The sequence below is a fragment of the Citrobacter sp. Cu096 genome, from assembly GCF_030332285.1.
Classification (GTDB): Bacteria; Pseudomonadota; Gammaproteobacteria; order Enterobacterales; family Enterobacteriaceae; genus Citrobacter; species Citrobacter meridianamericanus.
The window spans coordinates 1,263,527-1,283,313 of the sequence record NZ_JAOWID010000030.1; the positions used below are offsets into that span (position 1 = coordinate 1,263,527).

The 19,787-nt window shown below is 49.7% G+C and carries 19 protein-coding genes; 8 read left to right on the forward strand and 11 right to left on the reverse strand.

Going from position 1 to position 19,787, the window contains the following annotated elements:
• Window positions 1–188 precede the first annotated feature (188 nt).
• A complete protein-coding gene (gene ydeE / locus OGX99_RS20400) occupies window positions 189–1,376 on the forward strand; it encodes an efflux MFS transporter YdeE (RefSeq protein WP_151219165.1) in 1,188 nt (395 codons plus the stop codon).
• Between the two features lie 40 nt (window positions 1,377–1,416).
• Here ydeE and urtE read toward each other — a convergent pair whose 3' ends face one another.
• Genes urtE through urtA form a run of 5 tightly spaced genes read right to left on the reverse strand, consistent with a single transcriptional unit; the run spans window position 1,417 to window position 6,884 of the window.
• Window positions 1,417–2,115: an urea ABC transporter ATP-binding subunit UrtE gene (urtE, locus tag OGX99_RS20405; RefSeq protein WP_151219164.1), complete on the reverse strand. Its 699-nt coding sequence runs from the start codon at window positions 2,113–2,115 to the stop codon at window positions 1,417–1,419.
• 9 nt (window positions 2,116–2,124) lie between these two features.
• Window positions 2,125–2,922: an urea ABC transporter ATP-binding protein UrtD gene (gene urtD / locus OGX99_RS20410; RefSeq protein ID WP_286545332.1), complete on the reverse strand. Its 798-nt coding sequence runs from the start codon at window positions 2,920–2,922 to the stop codon at window positions 2,125–2,127.
• Window positions 2,922–3,995 (reverse strand): urea ABC transporter permease subunit UrtC, encoded by a 1,074-nt coding sequence (gene urtC / locus OGX99_RS20415; RefSeq protein ID WP_286544928.1) that lies wholly within the window; start codon window positions 3,993–3,995, stop codon window positions 2,922–2,924. The genes urtD and urtC overlap by 1 nt, the downstream gene beginning before the upstream one ends.
• The gene (gene urtB / locus OGX99_RS20420; protein ID WP_286544930.1) at window positions 3,995–5,569 is read right to left on the reverse strand and encodes an urea ABC transporter permease subunit UrtB; all 1,575 of its coding nucleotides are present in this window, start codon (window positions 5,567–5,569) and stop codon (window positions 3,995–3,997) included. Before urtB ends, urtC begins: the two co-directional genes overlap by 1 nt.
• 43 nt (window positions 5,570–5,612) lie before the next feature.
• Window positions 5,613–6,884: an urea ABC transporter substrate-binding protein gene (urtA, locus tag OGX99_RS20425; RefSeq protein WP_286544933.1), complete on the reverse strand. Its 1,272-nt coding sequence runs from the start codon at window positions 6,882–6,884 to the stop codon at window positions 5,613–5,615.
• Window positions 6,885–7,369: 485 nt separating this feature from the next.
• Between urtA and mgtS the strand changes: the two genes are divergently transcribed.
• On the forward strand, window positions 7,370–7,465 hold the full coding sequence (gene mgtS, locus OGX99_RS20430; protein WP_151219161.1) for a protein MgtS: 96 nt from the start codon (window positions 7,370–7,372) through the stop codon (window positions 7,463–7,465).
• Between the two features lie 285 nt (window positions 7,466–7,750).
• On the opposite strand, the gene OGX99_RS20435 is transcribed toward mgtS, so the two are convergent.
• Window positions 7,751–8,677 carry a diguanylate cyclase gene (locus tag OGX99_RS20435; RefSeq protein WP_151219160.1) on the reverse strand — a complete coding sequence of 309 codons (927 nt, stop codon included), beginning with the start codon at window positions 8,675–8,677 and terminating at the stop codon, window positions 7,751–7,753.
• 161 nt (window positions 8,678–8,838) lie between these two features.
• On the opposite strand from OGX99_RS20435, the gene OGX99_RS20440 reads away from it, so the two are divergent.
• Window positions 8,839–9,495 carry a class I SAM-dependent methyltransferase gene (locus tag OGX99_RS20440; protein ID WP_278237932.1) on the forward strand — a complete coding sequence of 219 codons (657 nt, stop codon included), beginning with the start codon at window positions 8,839–8,841 and terminating at the stop codon, window positions 9,493–9,495.
• A gap of 351 nt (window positions 9,496–9,846) precedes the next feature.
• Here the strand turns inward: OGX99_RS20440 and dcp are convergent, their stop codons facing one another.
• Window positions 9,847–11,892 carry a peptidyl-dipeptidase Dcp gene (gene dcp, locus OGX99_RS20445; protein WP_286544938.1) on the reverse strand — a complete coding sequence of 682 codons (2,046 nt, stop codon included), beginning with the start codon at window positions 11,890–11,892 and terminating at the stop codon, window positions 9,847–9,849.
• Window positions 11,893–12,029: 137 nt separating this feature from the next.
• Here dcp and ydfG point away from each other — a divergent pair, with 137 nt between their 5' ends.
• The 3 genes from ydfG (at window position 12,030) to ydfZ (ending at window position 13,944) form a co-directional block, all read left to right on the forward strand.
• Window positions 12,030–12,776, forward strand: coding sequence for a bifunctional NADP-dependent 3-hydroxy acid dehydrogenase/3-hydroxypropionate dehydrogenase YdfG (ydfG, locus tag OGX99_RS20450; RefSeq protein ID WP_151219158.1), 747 nt, complete (start codon window positions 12,030–12,032; stop codon window positions 12,774–12,776).
• 86 nt (window positions 12,777–12,862) lie between these two features.
• Complete coding sequence (locus OGX99_RS20455) at window positions 12,863–13,549, forward strand: GntR family transcriptional regulator (RefSeq protein WP_151219157.1); 687 nt, start codon at window positions 12,863–12,865, stop codon at window positions 13,547–13,549.
• Between the two features lie 191 nt (window positions 13,550–13,740).
• Complete coding sequence (ydfZ, locus tag OGX99_RS20460; RefSeq protein ID WP_003032393.1) at window positions 13,741–13,944, forward strand: putative selenium delivery protein YdfZ; 204 nt, start codon at window positions 13,741–13,743, stop codon at window positions 13,942–13,944.
• A 73-nt stretch (window positions 13,945–14,017) separates the two neighbouring features.
• On the opposite strand, the gene OGX99_RS20465 is transcribed toward ydfZ, so the two are convergent.
• From OGX99_RS20465 to OGX99_RS20480, 4 genes are all read right to left on the reverse strand, one after another.
• Complete coding sequence (locus OGX99_RS20465) at window positions 14,018–15,484, reverse strand: mannitol dehydrogenase family protein (RefSeq protein ID WP_151219156.1); 1,467 nt, start codon at window positions 15,482–15,484, stop codon at window positions 14,018–14,020.
• Window positions 15,485–15,647: 163 nt separating this feature from the next.
• A complete protein-coding gene (locus tag OGX99_RS20470) occupies window positions 15,648–16,982 on the reverse strand; it encodes an MFS transporter (RefSeq protein ID WP_187252472.1) in 1,335 nt (444 codons plus the stop codon).
• Window positions 16,983–17,042: 60 nt separating this feature from the next.
• A complete protein-coding gene (gene rspA / locus OGX99_RS20475; protein ID WP_151225436.1) occupies window positions 17,043–18,257 on the reverse strand; it encodes a starvation-sensing protein RspA in 1,215 nt (404 codons plus the stop codon).
• 107 nt (window positions 18,258–18,364) lie between these two features.
• Window positions 18,365–18,691, reverse strand: a complete 327-nt coding sequence (locus tag OGX99_RS20480; protein ID WP_151219153.1) for a YnfA family protein — start codon at window positions 18,689–18,691, stop codon at window positions 18,365–18,367.
• 153 nt (window positions 18,692–18,844) lie between these two features.
• Here OGX99_RS20480 and OGX99_RS20485 point away from each other — a divergent pair, with 153 nt between their 5' ends.
• Window positions 18,845–19,186, forward strand: coding sequence for a DUF1283 family protein (locus tag OGX99_RS20485; RefSeq protein WP_151219152.1), 342 nt, complete (start codon window positions 18,845–18,847; stop codon window positions 19,184–19,186).
• Window positions 19,187–19,221: 35 nt separating this feature from the next.
• A complete protein-coding gene (speG, locus tag OGX99_RS20490; RefSeq protein ID WP_151219151.1) occupies window positions 19,222–19,782 on the forward strand; it encodes a spermidine N1-acetyltransferase in 561 nt (186 codons plus the stop codon).
• Window positions 19,783–19,787 lie beyond the last annotated feature (5 nt).

Sequence of the window (19,787 nt, forward strand, 5' to 3'; positions counted from 1 at the left end):
CTGCAAATATTAAATTTTTGTAAACAAGTTAAAGTAACGGAAATCGTTGTACCGTAACAGATCATTAATTCAGGTAGGCTATACAGGGCATTTTCGGACAACTTATTGGGTGTACATCACACTTTTAGCATGCTATTTGTTTCTGATATCTAAAAAAAACATAACAACATGCATTGTCGGGCAGGAAAATGAATATCTCTCTGAGAAGGTCCACTCTCGCTTTACTCGCGTCATCTTTGTTATTAACCATTGGTCGTGGCGCCACGCTGCCTTTTATGACGATCTATCTCAGCCGGCAGTACAACCTGAGTGTCGATCTAATCGGTTATGCGATGACGGTCGCTCTGACCATTGGCGTGGTGTTCAGCCTTGGCTTTGGTATTCTGGCCGACAAGTTCGATAAAAAACGCTATATGCTGCTGGCTATCTGCGGCTTTGCCTCCGGCTTTATCGCTATTCCGCTGGTGCATAACGTCGTGATAGTGGTTTTGCTCTTTGCCCTGATCAACTGCGCCTACTCCGTCTTCGCCACGGTGCTGAAAGCCTGGTTTGCCGATAACTTGTCTGCGACCAATAAAACGAAAATTTTCTCACTTAACTATACCGTGCTGAACATCGGCTGGACCGTTGGTCCACCGCTGGGCACGCTGCTGGTCATGCAAAGCATTAACCTGCCATTCTGGCTGGCTGCTGCATGTTCTGCGCTACCTCTGGTGTTTATCCAGACGTGGGTAAAACGTTCACCGGCAGCCGCAGACGGTGTAAACACCGCGGTTTGGTCCCCTTCAGTACTGCTGCGTGACAGAGCATTATTCTGGTTTACGCTGTCAGCCTTTTTGGCGTCATTCGTTGGCGGCGCCTTTGCGTCCTGTATTTCGCAATACGTTATGGTGGTTGCAGACGGCGATTTTGCCGAGAAAGTGGTGGCAGTCGTCCTGCCCGTCAACGCCGCCATTGTGGTATCACTGCAATACGCCCTCGGGCGCAGGCTCACCGCCACCAATATCCGCCCGCTAATGACAGTGGGCACACTGTTCTTTGTGGTCGGCCTGGTGGGCTTCACCTTCTCCGGTAACAGTCTGCTTTTATGGGGACTTTCTGCTGCCTTTTTCACTATTGGTGAGGTCATCTACGCGCCAGGTGAATACATGCTCATCGACAACATCGCACCTGCTGGCATGAAAGCCAGTTATTTTTCCGCCCAGTCGTTAGGCTGGCTGGGGGCAGCGGTAAACCCATTAGTTAGCGGCGTCATTCTAACCACATTGCCGCCATGGTCGCTGTTTGTGGCGTTGATGGTGGCAATCGTTCTTGCCTGGGCGCTGATGATAAAAGGCATGCGCGCCAAACCCTGGGGCCAGACGGCGGTCTGCTAGTTATGTTCGCGACAGAGCCACAGTCACTCTGTCGCGTATCTCAGATGGCGACCAGACCCCGAACGCCCTCGGACTCCATATTTTTACCCTCACCACTTTGAATTATGCTGCCCCGCGACATAAGCAGGTACTTATCGGCCAGCTGCTCGGCAAAATCATAGAACTGCTCCACCAGCAAAATGGCCATGTCCCCACGGTGCGCCAGCTGGGAAATCACCTGACCAATCTCTTTAATCACCGACGGCTGGATCCCCTCGGTGGGCTCATCAAGGATCAACAACTGCGGGCGACTTGCCAGCGCCCGTCCAATCGCCAGCTGCTGCTGTTGCCCGCCGGACAAATCGCCGCCCCGCCGATGTTTCATCTCCTGTAGCACCGGAAAAAGCGCGTAAATATCATCCGGAACGCCTCGGGCCTCCTGCGTGGAAAATCGGGAAAGACCGAGCAAAAGATTCTCTTCTACCGTCAGACGCGGAAATATATCGCGCCCTTGTGGGACATACGCCACACCGGCCCTGACCCGCTGATGCGGCTTCCAGTGAGTAACATTTTTCTCCTGCCAGAACACGTTTCCGCTGCGGGCGGGAATCAGCCCCATCAGACACTTCAGAAGCGTCGTTTTACCCACGCCGTTACGTCCCAGCAGACATGTCACTTCGCCGATATGCGCTTCGAAGGTCACGCCTCGCAGAATATGGCTGCCACTATAATATTGATTCAGTTCTTTCACCTGCAGCATCTGCACTCCTTAACGCCCGAGATAAACTTCAATAACCTGCTCGTTGGCCTGCACTTCACACAGACTCCCCTGAGCCAATACTTGCCCCTGGTGTAATACCGTGACGCGATCGGCGATGGTTTCGACAAATCCCATATCATGCTCAACAACCATCAAAGAATGCTTCCCGGCAAGCTGGCGAAACAGCTCCGCTGTGTATTCCGTCTCCGCATCCGTCATACCCGCCGCAGGCTCATCCAGCAGCAACAGATGCGGTTCCTGTACCAGCAGCATGCCAATTTCAAGAAATTGTTTTTGCCCGTGAGATAGCAGCCCAGCTGAGCGGGCGCGCTCATTGCCCAGTCGCAACAGTGCCAGTATTTCATCAATGCGATCCCGCTGTTCGCCTGAAAGACGCGCCCGTAAAACGCCCCAAACAGATTTATCGCTTTTCAGCGCCAGTTCCAGATTCTCCTCCACCGTTAACGCTTCAAATACCGTGGGCTTCTGGAATTTCCGCCCGATCCCCTGGCGCGCAATAGCAATGGGATCCAGCATGGTCAAGTCGGTAGACTGATCGTATATCGCACGACCACTTTGCGGCCTGGTTTTGCCGGTAATGACATCCATTAACGTCGTTTTTCCGGCACCGTTGGGGCCAATGATGCAACGTAGTTCCCCAACGCCAATATTGAGCGAGAGATCGGTCAGTGCCTGAAATCCATCGAAGTTAACGTTAATTTTTTCCAGCTGTAGCACCGGGTCAGTCTGGTTGCGAAACCGATCTCCCGGCATCTGGCGAGTAAATAGCCCTTCATCTGGCTGCATCATTTGCCTCCCTTGCGAAACAGACCCATTACACCTCGGGGTAAAAACAGCGTAACACCAATAAAGATCAGGCCAAGAAACAGCTGCCAGTATTCAGGCATAATCACGGTAAACAGGCTTTTAGCGCCATTCACTAACACGGCGCCGAATACCGGGCCGATAAGGGTTCCTCGCCCACCGAGGGCAACCCAAATCGCCGCTTCAATCGAGTTGGTCGGCGACATTTCGCTGGGGTTAATGATCCCCACCTGCGGAACATACAGCGCCCCTGCCAGGCCACACAGCACCGCTGAAAGCGTCCAAACCAGCAGTTTGAAACCTTTCGGATCGTAACCACAGAACATCAGACGGTTTTCGGCATCACGCACGGCAGTCAGAATACGACCGAACTTACTGCGGGCCAGCGCCAGTCCCAACCATAATGCCAGTACCAGCAGCATGACCGTCGCGAGAAACAGCGCGATACGGGTTGAGGTGGCGGCTACCGGGAATCCCAGAATAGTGGTAAAGCCGGTAAAACCGTTATTCCCCCCAAAACCCGTTTCGTTGCGAAAGAACAGCAGCATTCCGGCGAAAGTCAGGGCCTGGGTCATGATGGAGAAATAGACCCCTTTGATTTTTGACCGAAAGGCAAACCAACCAAATACCAGCGCCAGCAGGCCAGGAACCAGAACGACCAACAGTAGCGCCCAGATAAAATGTTGCGTTCCCCACCAAAACCAGGGCAGCTCGGTCCACGACAAGAATGACATGAAGGGCGGCAATCCTTCTCCAGAGGCCTGGCGCATCAGGTACATTCCCATCGCATACCCTCCCAGCGCAAAGAAAATACCGTGGCCCAGGGAGAGCATTCCTGCATAGCCCCACACCAGATCCAGCGCGACCGCCACAATGGCATAGCAGAGAATTTTCCCGGCAAGCGTCAGCGTCCACACCGATATAGCCAGCGGATGGTCCGCAGGTAGCAGCGCAAGAAACGGCAGAATAATCAACGCCAACAGTAACCCCAGGCCCAGCACACGTGTCACGCGTGGCGCTTTACGCGCCAGCGTTAATGTCATTGGCATCGTCATCAGTCAATAACCCTCCCTTTTAGCGCGAACAGCCCCTGCGGACGCCTCTGAATGAACAGTATAATCAGCATCAGAATCATAATTTTGCCGAGTACCGCCCCTATCTGAGGCTCAAGAATTTTGTTGAAGATCCCCAGCCCAAACGCAGCAGCCACACTCCCGGCAAGTTGTCCCACGCCGCCCAGCACCACCACCAGAAAGGAATCGATAATGTAGCTTTGTCCCAATTCCGGTCCTACGTTGCCCAATTGTGAGAGCGCGACGCCCCCCAATCCGGCAATACCTGAACCAAGGCCAAAGGCCAGCATATCGACGCGTCCAGTAGGTACGCCGCAGCATGCCGCCATATTTCGATTCTGCGTCACCGCACGTACGCGCAGCCCAAGGCGCGTTTTATTCAACAATAGCCAGGTGAAAAACAGCACCAGAATGGCAAAGCCAAGCACCACAATTCGGTTCCACGGTAAAATCAGATTGGCATAAACCTGAATCCCCCCGGAAAGCCATGCCGGATTGGCAACTTCAAGGTTCTGCGCGCCGAAGGTCATACGCACCAGTTGGATGAGCATCAGACTAATCCCCCAGGTCGCCAGCAGCGTTTCGAGAGGACGCCCGTATAAATGGCGGATCACTCCGCGCTCAAGCAGCATTCCTACCGCCGCGGTAAATAAAAAGGCAACCGGCAGCGCAATAGCCGGATACCAGGCTAACCATTGCGGGAAAAACTGGCCCATCAGCTGTTGCACAATCCAGGTACAGTAAGCCCCGAGCATTAACATCTCGCCATGCGCCATATTAATAACGCCGAGTAGCCCGTAGGTAATGGCCAGACCCAATGCCGCCAGCAGCAAAACAGAACCCAGCGACAACCCCATAAAGGCCTGTCCAAGAAGATCGCCAATCTTCATGCGATACGCGATGGAACTCAGACTGTCGCTGGCGGCAGCACGCACGCTGGCATCGGCCTCATGTTCAGCAAGGGTGAAAGGTTGCAGGCGCGCCTGGGTTTCAGGATCGTTTGAAGCCCCTATAAGCACAATGGCCTGCCGTCTGACCTCAGGCGAGCTGCTGGTTAACTGCAGGTTTGCCAGCGCAATAGCCAGCGCGGATTTCACATCGGCATCGGGCTCCTGTGCCATTCGTTGCTGCAAAAATGGCAGCATGCCTGGCAATGCCTCTCGTTGTAACGTGCGCGCTGCCTCAGCTCTTTTAGTGACACTGTCACTAAAAAGTTGATGGACGGCCAACGTTCCGGCAACCAGATTACGCAGTCGGTTAGTCAGCCGGACTTTTTTTAACTCGCCGTTCGGGCCTTTCGCCGTTCCTAACGGCTGTACGTGCGAGCCGCTTATGATGAACGCGTTTCTTGCGTTATCGGTCAGCAATTGCTCTTCACGCAACGCGTTGAGCATCGGCAAACGCTGAACGTCGGGATTGATCGACCATTGTTCGAGCAAGGCAGCCTGCTGAGTTCGATTTGCGGCTGTAAAGGTATCGGCATCTGATGCCTGCGCTATCCACGGCAAAAACCACGTCAGCAACAACACACCACGAATAAAGCGCATAGCTTTCATGAGCGTTCTCCAAAGCGTTGCCCGCCCGCAGGAGGGCACACGATCAATTGCTGGCAGTTTTAACGGGCTGTGCAGATTTTTTGTCATTACCGGCGATGTACGGACTCCACGGCTGGGCGCGGACCGGTTCATCGGATTGCCACACCACGTTAAACTGGCCGTTGCCTTCAATCTCGCCAATCATGACGGGTTTATGCAGGTGATGATTGGTGGCATCCATGGTCAGGGTAAAACCTGATGGTGCAGCAAATGATTGTCCTGCCATCGCTACGCGGACTTTATCCACATCAGTCGTTCCGGCTTTTTCTACCGCCTGCGCCCACATATGCAAACCAACATAAGTGGCTTCCATGGGGTCATTGGTTACCACCGAATCAGCATTTGGCAGTTTGTGCGCTTTGGCATACGCCCGGTAATCCGCAACGAATTTCTTGTTGGTCGCGTTATCTACAGACTCAAAGTAGTTCCACGCGGCAAGGTTGCCCACCAGCAGTTTGGTATCAATACCGCGTAACTCCTCCTCCCCCACGGAGAATGCCACCACCGGAACATCGGTGGCTTTCAGGCCCTGGTTCGCCAACTCTTTATAGAATGGAACGTTAGAATCGCCGTTGATGGTCGACACCACCGCCATTTTTCCTCCTGCAGCAAATTTCTTGATACTGGCGACGATGGTCTGGTAATCGCTGTGTCCGAATGGGGTGTACACCTCTTCGATATCTTTATCAGCAACGCCCTTCGAATGTAAAAAGGCGCGTAAAATTTTGTTCGTTGTACGCGGATAAACATAATCCGTGCCCAACAGGAAGAAGCGCTTAGCACTGCCGCCGTCTTCACTCATCAGATACTCAACCGCCGGGATCGCCTGCTGATTTGGCGCAGCTCCGGTATAGAAGACGTTAGGCGACATCTCTTCACCTTCATATTGCACCGGGTAAAACAGCAGACCGTTTAGCTCTTCAAATACCGGTAAAACTGATTTACGTGAAACCGATGTCCAACAGCCGAAGACCGCCGCCACTTTGTCCTGGCTCAACAACTGGCGGGCTTTTTCAGCAAATAAGGGCCAGTTCGAGGCTGGGTCAACGACCACTGGCTCCAGCTTTTTTCCTAACACCCCGCCCTTCGCATTGATTTCATCAATAGTCATCAACGCCATATCTTTTAACGGCGTTTCGGAAATGGCCATCGTGCCGGATAACGAATGCATGATGCCGACCTTAATGGTATCGGCCGCCTGAACGCTAAAACTCATTCCCATCGCGACTACAGAGGTGGAAAGTGCAAAAATTTTTAAAAATTTACGACGCTGCATAGTTTCACTCCTGAAATTAGACTTGTTGAAAGCTCCGGTGCAGCCGGGCAGACAAAACGGTGCAAAATAAGGGTGTTCAGAAGTGATAAGGCAAAAACAATGCCAGATATTAAAAAATCATATAAAATCAATGAATTAAAATTAATTTACGAAGAGGGGCATTAAAATTTTCTGCTACAAGGAATAATTGCACGATCAATTGAACCACGATGAGACAACGCTGCATTATAAGCGTGCAACAATTTGTGTCCGTATTACAGCATCATGACAACGTGTCCCGGTATAAAATCAGGGCTATTTGTGCGCAGATAAACGATCCTCGTCACTATTATTTATTTTTCCCGACGTTATCGCGTCAAAACTTTACTTTTTAGCCGAAATATTCAGACAGTTCAGCCTTTGTTTAAGATTGAATTGCTACTATAGTCATAAGCGAGGTGAACTTAAGGTAAGAGAGGAAACTCACAGATAAAGGAGCATTTACTATGCTGGGTAATATGAATATTTTTATGGCTGTTCTGGGAATTATTTTATTTTCCGGTTTCCTGGCCGCGTATCTTAGCCACAGATGGGATGATTGATGAACGGAGATAGTCCTGAACCGACCCGGCCCCTTGTTGCGTAGCTGCACAAGGGGCCATTTTTTTTACCTGCATCGCCCTTCCGCATCTTGTCCCTGATTAGCAGATAAAAAAAACCGCCGGTTAAACCAGCGGTAAATGCTTGCATGGATAGATTTGTGTTTTGCTTTTATACGCTATCTGGCAATTCCCTGCGAAGATAACGGATAGTCAGCTAACCTATCACTGGCAACCCCAATGAAAGCTAAACGAAACGTAACTACTTCGAAACGGTGTTCGCAAATCTCATGCGCTAAGGGGGTATGAGATCACACGATTAGTGTCAACCTGAGTGATCCGCTCGTATTCATCCATAAACATACAGCGATTCCTGCCGTTCTGCTTCCCTTGATACATCGCTCTGTCAGCGCGATCCAGTGCGGTATCCAGCGTTTCACCCTGTTGAACCCGGGTTATTCCAGCCGTTACCGTTATACCAATTTCGCCATCAGCATAGGGTATTTTTTTCTGGCCAATAAGCTGACAAAGCCGCAATCCCGCCAGGCAGACCTGTTCGTCAGTTTTAGTCCGGATGATGATGATAAACTCTTCACCGCCGTAGCGGTACGCTACCTCGTCATATCGCGTCCATGCCAACAAATTTGAGGCCATAGCACGCAACACTACATCCCCCACCAGGTGACCATAAGTATCATTAACGTGTTTAAAACGGTCGATATCCAATAACAATATATAAAGATTTAGCGGTTCGGCGTCGAGTAGTTGTTGATCAAATGACTCATCAAGCATTCTTCTCCCGGGTAAACCCGTTAATACATCGATATTACTGCGGATGTTCAATAAATATATCTTGTAGTCCATTACAGCAGACGTAAATGCCAATAGCGCGTCCTGGAAGCTGTCGAAATGCCATGTATGGCTACGATTCTCCACTATTGCCAATAGCAACTCCTTTCCTATTACATGCATTTTTTCATGAACAGAATAAATCTTGCTCACATAACTACTATCATCCTCATTGTTCAGCGATTGATCATTTATCCATTTTCCAAATCGACAAACAAAATGAGCGTTGTCACCCGTAATATCGGGATGAGTAACATCTGAGGACACAGCGCAGCGGAACATTTTTACCAGCCATTTGTAGTGGGCATCAATTGAGTTGTTCAACTCATTTATGATTGCATCTATTTCCGCTGTGTTTTTCATCATCACGGTTTCCTTCCCTGAATGAACACTTTGAACCGGGATTTTAACCATAAAAAAGAAAATTTATGTAAATTTAGTTATAGAAATCAATGGTGTCATAGCACTTGCCATTTATCGCGATTATTGATTTAATTCCCAGCCAAAACAATAACAGATAGAAACTAATGAATAAAATGACTGATGATGGCGCTAAAATTTACACACCAATGACGCTAAAACTTTATGACTGGTGGGTGCTAGGAGTATCAAATCAATATGCCTGGAAGTGTCCGACCAGGGAACACCTTCTTCCCCATTTTCTCCAGCATTTGAGTAAAACACATCTGGATATTGGCGTTGGAACCGGATTTTACCCCTATCACGCTCCTGACGGCTGTGTAATATCGCTAATGGATTTGAATGAAGCCAGTCTGGACGCTGCTGCATCAAGAATCGGGGAAGCGAAAATTCAGCGCAAAATTAAGCATGACGTGTTCGAATCTTACCCTACGGATTTGCACAATGAGTTCGATTCCATTTCCATGTTTTATCTCCTGCACTGCTTGCCTGGCAATATATCAGCGAAAGCCAGTGTGATAGCAAATGCCGCACGGGCTTTAACAGACACGGGTACGCTGTATGGCGCAACTATTCTTGGCGATGGTGTTATACACAACACTTTCGGAAATAAACTCATGAGCATCTACAATAAGAAAGGTATTTTCTCAAACGCTAATGATTCTGAAGAGGGACTGAAACAGATTCTGTCAGCGCATTTTGAACATGTTAATACGCAAGTAACCGGTACTGTAGCGATATTTTCAGCATCAGGTAAAAAATAGCGCCCTGACATTATTAACTGACAGCCTGGAGCATTACCATTAGGGAAAGACAATAAAAAAAGCCTGTCATTCATGACAGGCTAATGGGGTGGATAATGTTGATAACATTTATTATACCTGTGGTGCCGGGTGCCTCCCGGTGAAACAGCCCCAGCCGGTTAGTTTCGCGTTGCATACCAGGCAAAGGAGGTATGGCTGGACGCCCCACCGCTCAGGGGGATTCACCACCATTGGGAAGATAAAATTATTCATGACGCCAGGCAACGTTCGCTGATGGCTTTTCAGAATCAGATATTTAAATACGCAAATACCGGGCATTACACCCGGTTACTCTCACTATCTGAACAAATCCTACGCGCTCAAACCACGATGTTCCAGCATTGGAGCCATTCGTGGATCGCGCCCGCTCCACTGGCGATAAAGCTCAGCTAAATCACTACTGTTCCCGCAAGATAAAATCGCTTCGCGGAATTTCTGCCCATTTTCACGCGTTAATCCGCCCTGCTCCACAAACCACTGATAGCCGTCATCGGCCAGCATTTGCGTCCACAAATAGGCGTAATAACCTGCGGCATAACCCCCGCCGAAGATATGGGCAAAGTAACTGCTGCGATAACGCGGTGGCACGGCTTTAAGGTCCAAATCTTCCGCCGCCAGTGCCTGCTGTTCAAATTGATCGACCGAGCGAGATGAGTCACTCACATCCAGGGAGTGCCAGCGCATATCCAGCAATGCGGCGCTGAGCAGTTCAGTCATGTCGTAACCTTTGTTAAACAAGCTGGCCTGTTGCATTTTATCCCGTAATACCGGTGGCATTTGCTCCCCGGTATCAACATGACGCGCAAAACGGGCAAAGACCTGCGGATGACTCGCCCAGTGTTCGTTAATCTGCGATGGAAACTCGACAAAATCACGCGGAGTGTTAGTCCCTGAGAGCGTGGCATAACGCTGAGTGGCGAAAAGGCCGTGCAACGTATGTCCAAACTCATGAAATAACGTAACAACATCATCCCACAGCAGCAAGGCGGGTTGGCCCTGAGCGGGTTTCTGATAGTTGCAGACGTTGTAAATCACCGGTCTGGTTTCGTTTAGCCGCGATTGCTCAACAAAATTGCCCATCCAGGCACCGCCGCTTTTTGATTCCCGGGCAAAGAAATCACCATAAAATAACGCCAGTCCTACGCCATCATGATCGAATATTTCCCATACCCGTACATCGGGGTGATAAACCGGAATGTCGAAACGCTCGATAAACTTGATGCCAAACAGTTGATTAGCCGTCCAGAAAACCCCCTCGTTCAGCACCGTATCCAGAGCAAAATAAGGTTTGAGCTGCAGCTCATCAAGCGCATATTTCTCACGGCGGACCTGTTCGGCATAGAATGACCAGTCCCAGGCCTCTGGGCTAAATTGCCCGTTTTCTTTAGAGATAACCTTCTGGATTTCAGCCTGCTCATCCAACGCCCGCGCTCGCGCGGCAGGAACAATCGCCCGCATGAAATTTAGTGCCGCTTCCGGCGTTTTTGCCATTTGATCGGCAATTTTCCAGGCGGCGTAATTGGCAAAACCGAGGAGTTTTGCCTGCTGCATCCGAATATCAACCAGCCGCTGAATGATCGCCCGCGTGTCGTTGGCGTCATTATTTTCGGCCCGTGTCCATGCGCGGGTGAACAGGTTTTCACGGGTCTGGCGATCGCGTAACATCGCAAGCGCCGGTTGCTGAGTCGTGTTTAGGAGCGGAATAACCCAATGCGCTTCAAGCCCTTTTTCCCTTGCTGCTTCGGCGGCAACGGTAATTTCGTCAGCGCTGAACCCGTCCAGATGCCGGACATCGTCCACCACCAAAGCACCGGACTTGTTCGCTGCCAACAGCCGTTGATTAAACTGACTGGTCAGGGTGGCGGATTCCGTGTTGAGCGCTTTCAGGCTGGCTTTATCCGCCTCATTCAGACGGGCACCAGCCAGTACAAAACGCTGGTGGACGATCTCCAACAGGCGTAATGACTCGCTATCCAGACCTGACGTACTGCGCCGTTGCCAGACGGCTTCGACGCGCGCAAAAAGCGCGTCATTGAGGTAAATGTCGTTGGCCAGCGCGGCAAGCTCTGCGGAAAACATTTCGTCGAGGCGCTGTATTTCATCATTAGTGTGAGCCGCCGTCATCGCGAAGAAAACGTTGGTCACGCGTGTGAGCAGCGCGCCGCTTTGTTCAAGTGCCAGCAAAGTATTTGCAAAATCAGGGATCTGTGGGTTTTGCACAATCACTTCGATCTCTGCGCGTTTTTGCCGCACGCCTTCCTCGAAAGCAGGACGATAATGCTGCACGTCTATCAGATCAAATTGCGGTGCCTGATACGGCAATGTGCTGTGGTGTAAAAAAGGATTCGTTAACGACATCTTTCACTCCTGAAAACGATTTGTTTACCAGAGTAGACTTCCCTGTAATCTACCGCAATCGCGTTAAGCAGGAATAGCTCTGAACGGAAATGACGTGCTATGGTAGTGCTACATAAAAAGCGTTGAGGAACAGTGAGATGATCGTTTTAGTAACCGGAGCAACCGCAGGTTTTGGTGAGTGCATTACGCGTCGTTTTATTGAGAATGGGCATAAAGTTATTGCTACCGGACGCCGTCAGGAGCGCCTGCAGGAGCTCAAAGACGAGCTGGGTGACCGCCTCTATACCGCACAGCTGGACGTACGTAATCGTGCATCAATAGAAGGGATGCTCGACGCCCTACCTGCTGAGTGGCGCAATATTGATGTACTGGTCAACAACGCGGGTCTGGCGCTGGGTCTTGAGCCAGCCCATAAGGCCAGCATTGAAGACTGGGAAAATATGATCGACACCAATAATAAAGGTCTGGTTTATATGACCCGTGCCGTTTTGCCAGGCATGGTTGAGCGTAACCGCGGTCACATTATCAATATCGGTTCTACCGCGGGCAGTTGGCCATACGCTGGTGGTAACGTGTACGGCGCGACCAAAGCGTTTGTTCGCCAGTTTAGCCTGAATTTACGTACTGACTTACACGGCACCGCGATTCGCGTTACCGACATTGAGCCAGGCCTGGTTGGCGGTACGGAATTCTCGAATGTGCGTTTCAAAGGCGATGACGCCAAAGCTGAAAAAGCTTACGAAAATACGACCGCGCTGACCCCGCAAGATGTCACAGAAGCGGTATGGTGGGTGGCGTCCTTACCTGCTCATGTCAACATTAACACCCTTGAAATGATGCCTGTCACACAGTCATTTGCAGGACTGAGTATTCATCGGAGCTAATTTCACTGCCCGGCCTTGTGCCGGGTATAGATAGCCTGAAATAAGTGATAAGATCTCTGGGTTAACTCTCTAAAAAGTAATAATTAATGACCGAAGAAACGCAGCTCAACCCTACACAGCCGGTAAATCAACAGATCTACCGTATTCTTCGTCGCGATATCGTGCACTGTCTGATTGCACCCGGTACACCGTTGTCGGAGAAAGAGGTTTCCGTACGCTTTAATGTGTCCCGCCAGCCGGTACGAGAAGCATTCATCAAACTGGCAGAAAACGGCCTGATTCAAATTCGCCCGCAGCGTGGCAGTTACGTGAACAAAATTTCGCTGTCGCAAGTACAAAATGGCTGTTTTGTACGCCAGGCAATTGAATGTGCCGTAGTTCGCCGCGCCGCAGCATTGATCACCGATAAACAGAGCTATCAGCTCGAACAGAATCTGCATCAGCAACGTATTGCGATTGACCGAAAACAAATTAATGATTTCTTTCAGCTCGATGACGAATTTCATCAGAAACTGGCTTTAATCGCCGAGTGTCAGCTCGCCTGGGATACCGTCGAAAATATAAAGGCCACGATTGACCGCGTTCGCTATATGAGTCTGGATCATATCTCTCCGCCAGAAATGCTGCTGCGCCAGCATCACGACATCTTTGCCGCACTTGAGAAGCATGATGGCGATGCCGTTGAGCGCGCAATGATGCTGCATCTTCAGGAAATAGGTGAGTCCGTTCAGCTTATTCGTCAGGAAAATAGCGACTGGTTCAGCGAAGATTAATATTACGCTCACCTCGCGCAGAGGTGAGTTTATTCTGCATCCCCCACTCTCCTGCACATCTGCATAAAAAAAGCTGTGATTTTGATCGAAAACAAAAAAAATCATTAACGAGAAGCGTATTTATATTGCGCCCGTTACGTGGGACTAAAAGCCCACGGGCTTTGACGGTAAGTTGGAAAGGAGAAAACACCATGAAAACATACGATCGTAACCGTAACGCAATCACCACTGGCAGCCGCGTCATGATTAGCGACACCGGACTCACAGGCCGCATTACAGCGATAGATACCGATGGCCTGACCGCTGAGCAAATTCGTCGCGGTAAAACAGTGGAAATCGAAGGGTGTGAAGGTAAATATGCCCCCCTCGAACTGATTCGTTTGGGCATGAACTAATTGGTGTGAATGCCAAAACAATGCGCCATCTGGCCCGTTTACAGCCAGATGGCGAGCTAAATCGATGCTTTTGTTACTTCAGTTTTGCAACATACTTCGCAACTGTTGTCTTTGCCCCTTCAGCCACTAAAGCAAGATATGCTTGTGTAACTTTGTTTTTGAACAATTCGACCTGCGGCAGTTCACGACCAAAAATAGCATCGATCGCCAGCAGCGCCCGAACACGATCTTCGCCCTCGTTACTACTACGCACCGCATTCTGGATCACTGGCAACAACGGATCGCTAATTTCAATCGCCTGGCCCTGCTCATCAACACCGCCGACGTAGCGCATCCAGCCAGCCACACCCAGCGCCAGTAGATCAAAGTGACTGCCGTTTACAATGTGCCAACGAACGGAATCAAGCATACGCTGAGGCAATTTTTGACTGCCGTCCATAGCGATCTGCCAGGTTCGATGACGCAGTGCCGGGTTGCTGTAGCGCTCAATTAACAGATCGGCATAGTGCTGTAGATCCACACCTTTAACTTTTAACGTAGGCGCTTGCTCCTGCAACATTAGCGCGCGAGCGGCAAGACGATAATTTTCATCGCCCATGCAGTCGTTAATGTGCTGATATCCCCCCAGATAACCAAGATAAGCCAGAAAAGAGTGGCTGCCGTTGAGCATGCGCAGCTTCATTTCTTCAAATGGGATGACATCTGCCACCAGCTCCGCTCCTGCTTTCTCCCACTCAGGGCGACCGGCGACAAAGTTATCTTCGATGACCCACTGACGGAATGGCTCACATGCCACGCCTGCCGGGTCGCGTACGCCAGTGATGTGTTCAATTTTGTCCAGCGTTTCTGGGGTAACCGCCGGGACAATCCGGTCAACCATAGTCGACGGGAACGTCACATGTTGCTCGATCCACGCCGCCAGTTCTTCATTCACCGCCCTCGCATACGCTGTGACAACATTGCGCATTACGTGACCGTTTTCTGGCATGTTGTCGCAAGACATCACGGTAAAGGCGCCTAAACCTGCCGCTTTGCGACGTGCCAAAGCCTCAACCACTACGCCTGGCGCAGTTTTTGGCTGTTTTGGGTTTTGCAGATCGGCGGCAATCATTGGATTGTCGAACATCAGTTGACCGGTCGCCGGAGAATGGCAGTATCCTTTCTCCGTTATGGTCAGGGAAACGATCGCGACCTGCGGTTCACACATCGCAGCCAGTACGCTTTCCAGACCATCAACCTGTGCATGCAGCGCTTTTTTCACCACGCCCACGACTCTTGCAGTCCAGGCATCCGCTGACATTTCCGCAACGGTATACAGGTTATCTTGCTGTTTCAGATCGGCAATTTGCTGCTCACCGCCAATCAGGTTCACTTCACAATAGCCCCAGTCACTGTCGTGATCTGCAGCCAGAATGTCAGCGTAAACACCCTGATGTGCGCGATGAAACGCGCCAAATCCCAGATGAACAATACGCGGAACCAGTTTTGTACGATCGTAGTCGGGAAGCGCAGCCTTCGCTGCCAGGAGCTTGTTTTGCATGGTATGGCCTATTTATTTATGAACTCAGGATTGTTTCAGAGTAACGCCTGTAGGGTTGTATGTTTTGACTTGCATTAAGCTTTTCTCGATTGGTATGACATCAATCACTAAGTTATATGTCATCTTAAATGGTGAATATGGCGGCACACTGCCGCCAAAGGTATTAATGTTTCTGCCACTGCTGGTATTCACGTTTTAGTCTCTGTGGCGCGGTTTCAGGCATCATTAGCAATCCAATGACTGAGATGACGCCAAGTACAATCACATAGGTTGCGAGTCCATAATAATGTCCACCGGTTACCTGTAGAATTTTTACTGCCACTAAGCCAAGAATCCCACTGCCTATTAACGATCCCAACTGCCAAATTAATGCTATTCCGCTACAACGAATATGGGTAGGGAAAAGCTCAGGAAAATAAGAAGCCTGAGGTGCATAGCACATACTATGTCCAATACTCAGTACCAGGATCATTACTATTTGCGTAAGCCAAAAACTATCCTGATTAATCGCAAGGAAGAAAGGTATAATCATAACTACCTGTAACAACGCTCCGATAATATAGACTGGTTTGCGTCCAATCTTATCGCATAGCGAGCCCATCAATGGTATTGCTATTATTTCTATAATTACTGCAACAATCATTGTCTCCATCAAGATATTTGCATCAAGATTATTTGCTTTACCGTAAGCAAGGACAATCACAGTAAACATAGCAAATGTGCAAGCTTCTATAAGCTTAGCGCACACACCCTTAACAACAATACCTGGAAAATCACGAATCACTTCGACTAATGGGCGTGATTCCTCTGCTTTTGTCTCCCTAATCTGAGCAAAGACTGGTGACTCATCAATTTTTAAGCGGATAAACAGTCCAACAATAACCAGTAGCAGGCTCAACAGGAACGGTATACGCCATCCATAATCCATCATTGCCTCTGGAGAAAGTGTGGCATTTAACAACGCAAAGAGTGCCAAAGGTAGAAGGAAGCCAACCGGAGCACCGATTTGAACCCAACTAGAGAAAAATCCGCGATGCTTAGGTTCAGAGTATTCAGCAGTCATCAGTACTGCACCGGCCTGTTCACCTCCGACACCAAATCCTTGTAATACACGAATGAAAATAAGTAAAGCGGGTGCCCATACACCTATTTTTTCATATGTAGGTAACAACCCAATACAGAATGTCCCCAAGCCAACGATTAATATCGTAATTACTAGTGCTTTTTTGCGTCCTACTTTATCGCCAATATGTCCAAAGACAATTCCTCCTAATGGCCTTGCAAGAAAACCAACAGCATACGTTGCAAAAGCGGCGAGTGTACTAATTAACGGATCATCGCTTGGGAAAAATAGATGACCAAAAAAGAGTACAGCTGCTGTCCCATATGCAAAAAAATCATAATACTCAGCAGCAGTACCAATTGCGGATGCTGAAGCGACTCGGCGGATAATGGGCTTATTATCTACGTCATTTTTAATATCGACTGAACTAACCATAAGTTTAACCTTCTGTAGGGTATTGGGTTAATCAACATATTTCGTACGTAAAATTTATATTTACCAGTTCCACAGCGTGCCATCTTCCAGGCGGGCTACAGGCAAATATGCAGGGTCATACGGATATTTCGCCGCCAGTTTTTCGTCAAACTCGATCCCAAGTCCCGGTTTGTCTCCCGGATGCATGTAGCCGTTATCAAAGGTCCAGTTATGCGGGAACACTTCCAGCATCTGTTCCGAATACCCCATATATTCCTGTACACCGAAGTTAGGCACCCACAGATCAAAGTGCAACGCGGCGGCCATGCACACGGGTGAAAGATCGGAAGGTCCATGCGAGCCTGTGCGAACCTGATACAGCGAAGCAAAATCGGCAATCCGACGCATACCGGTGATCCCCCCCGCATGGGTGATGGTAGTGCGGATGTAGTCGATCAATTGTTCTTCGATAAGCTGTTTGCAGTCCCAGATGCTATTAAACACTTCCCCGACCGCAATCGGCGTGACCGTATGCTGGCGGATCAGGCGGAAGCACTCCTGGTTTTCAGCTGGGGTTGGATCTTCCATCCAAAACAAACGATACTGCTCAATGCTTTTGCCAAAACGGGCCGCTTCAATTGGCGTCAGACGGTGATGCATGTCGTGCAGAAGATGTTCGTTGAAGCCGAATTTATCGCGCACCGCTTCAAACAGTTTTGGCGTGAAATCGAGATATTTCTCCGTTGACCATAACTGTTCTTCCGGCCATTGCCCTTTGGTCGCGGGTTCATAGGCCAGTCCTTTACCTTTCGACATCCCGTAAGTGGTTTTCATGCCAGGTACGCCGCACTGCACACGAATCGCTTTAAAGCCCATCTCTTTATGACGCGCATAATCTTCCAGTACCTCATCGACGGTATGGCCTGTGGTGTGACAATAAACCATGACCCCTTCACGCGACGCGCCGCCGAGTAGCTGGTACAACGGCATATTGGCCGCTTTCGCTTTGATATCCCACAATGCCATATCCACTGCGGAAATCGCCGACATGGTGACTGGACCACGACGCCAGTACGCGCCTTTGTAGAAAAACTGCCAGATGTCCTCAATTCGATGCGCGTCGCGACCAATCAACTGCGGGCACACATGATCTTTCAGGTAGGACGCTACGGATAACTCGCGTCCGTTTAATGTGGCATCACCCAGCCCGGTGATCCCATCTTCTGTCGTAATTTTTAACGTCACGAAATTACGCCCCGGACAGGTGACAAAAACTTCAGCCCCGACAATCTTCATTTCTTGTTCCTTACATCTGTTCTTGAGATGCAGGAAATTTACCCAACTGAGCTACTACCATACAAGTATAACGATCAAAAAAGCGCTTCTTGATCACAAAAAAGGCGCTATGCGCGCCCCCATCCAGCCACAATGATCAGCATGCCGCACAACGCCACAAGCGCCCCCGACCAGTCGTACAGGCTGAGTTTTACGCCGTCGACGATGCGTAGCCATAGCAGCGCGGTTACCACGTAAACCCCGCCATAGGCTGCATAGACACGCCCGCTTGCTGCCGGGTGCAGCGTCAGAAACCAGACGAATAATGCCAGTGCCCCCCCTGCGGGGATCAGCAGCCAGGCCGTAGCCCCTCGCTTAAGCCAGAGCCAGGGTAAAAAGCAGCCAATGATTTCGCATAGCGCGGTGACGAAGAAAAGCAATGTGGTCTTAAGCATTGATGTTATTCAGTTACCTTCGGTTTAACCATGATACGACAGAATATCATCAGCGTATCCATATCCGCTGAGTGGGTATGCCCACGAAACGTAATAGTGTAGAATTTAACCCTGTTTTACGATTTATCCCCTTTCCCATAAAAGGAATTCGCCATGAATATTACACTGACCAAACGCCTGTGCCTGACGGCTATGCTGACGCTGGCGGCGGCTGTGTACACCTCTTCCGCATTTGCTGAAACCAGTAAACTGGTCATTGAGTCCGGGGACAGTGCGCAGAGTCGTCAACAGGCTGCAATGGAAAAGGAACAATGGAACGATACGCGTCAGCTACGCCAGAAAGTCAATAAACGTGTAGAGAAAGAGTGGGACAAAACCGACGCCGCCTTCGATAGCCGTGATAAGTGCGAACAGAGCGCTAATATTAATGCGTACTGGGAACCCAACACCCTGCGCTGCCTTGACCGCCGCACAGGCCGCACCGTTGCCCCATAAACATTGCACTTTGAAGGATATTGAAAGGATACGATATGACTAGCGCCCTCAGTGTTAAGTTGCGCCCGCTGGAGCGTGAAGATTTACGATTCGTCCATCAGCTTGATAACAACGCCAGCGTAATGCGTTACTGGTTTGAAGAACCTTACGAAGCGTTTGTTGAGCTGTCAGATCTTTATGACAAGCATATCCACGACCAAAGCGAACGTCGCTTTGTTGTGGAATGCAACGGTGAAAAAGCCGGGCTGGTAGAACTGGTTGAAATTAACCATGTGCACCGCCGGGCGGAATTCCAGATCATTATCTCCCCTGATTATCAGGGTAAAGGTCTGGCAACGCGTGCGGCTAAACTGGCGATGGATTACGGCTTTACCGTACTCAATTTGTATAAGCTGTATCTGATCGTTGATAAAGAGAACGAAAAAGCTATCCACATCTACCGTAAACTCGGCTTTATGGTCGAAGGCGAACTGATTCATGAATTCTTTATCAACGGACAATACCGCAACACTATTCGCATGTGTATCTTCCAGCAGCAGTATCTGGCAGAACATAAAACGTCAGGTCCTAATTTGCTGCAACCTACCGCTCAGTAAAGACT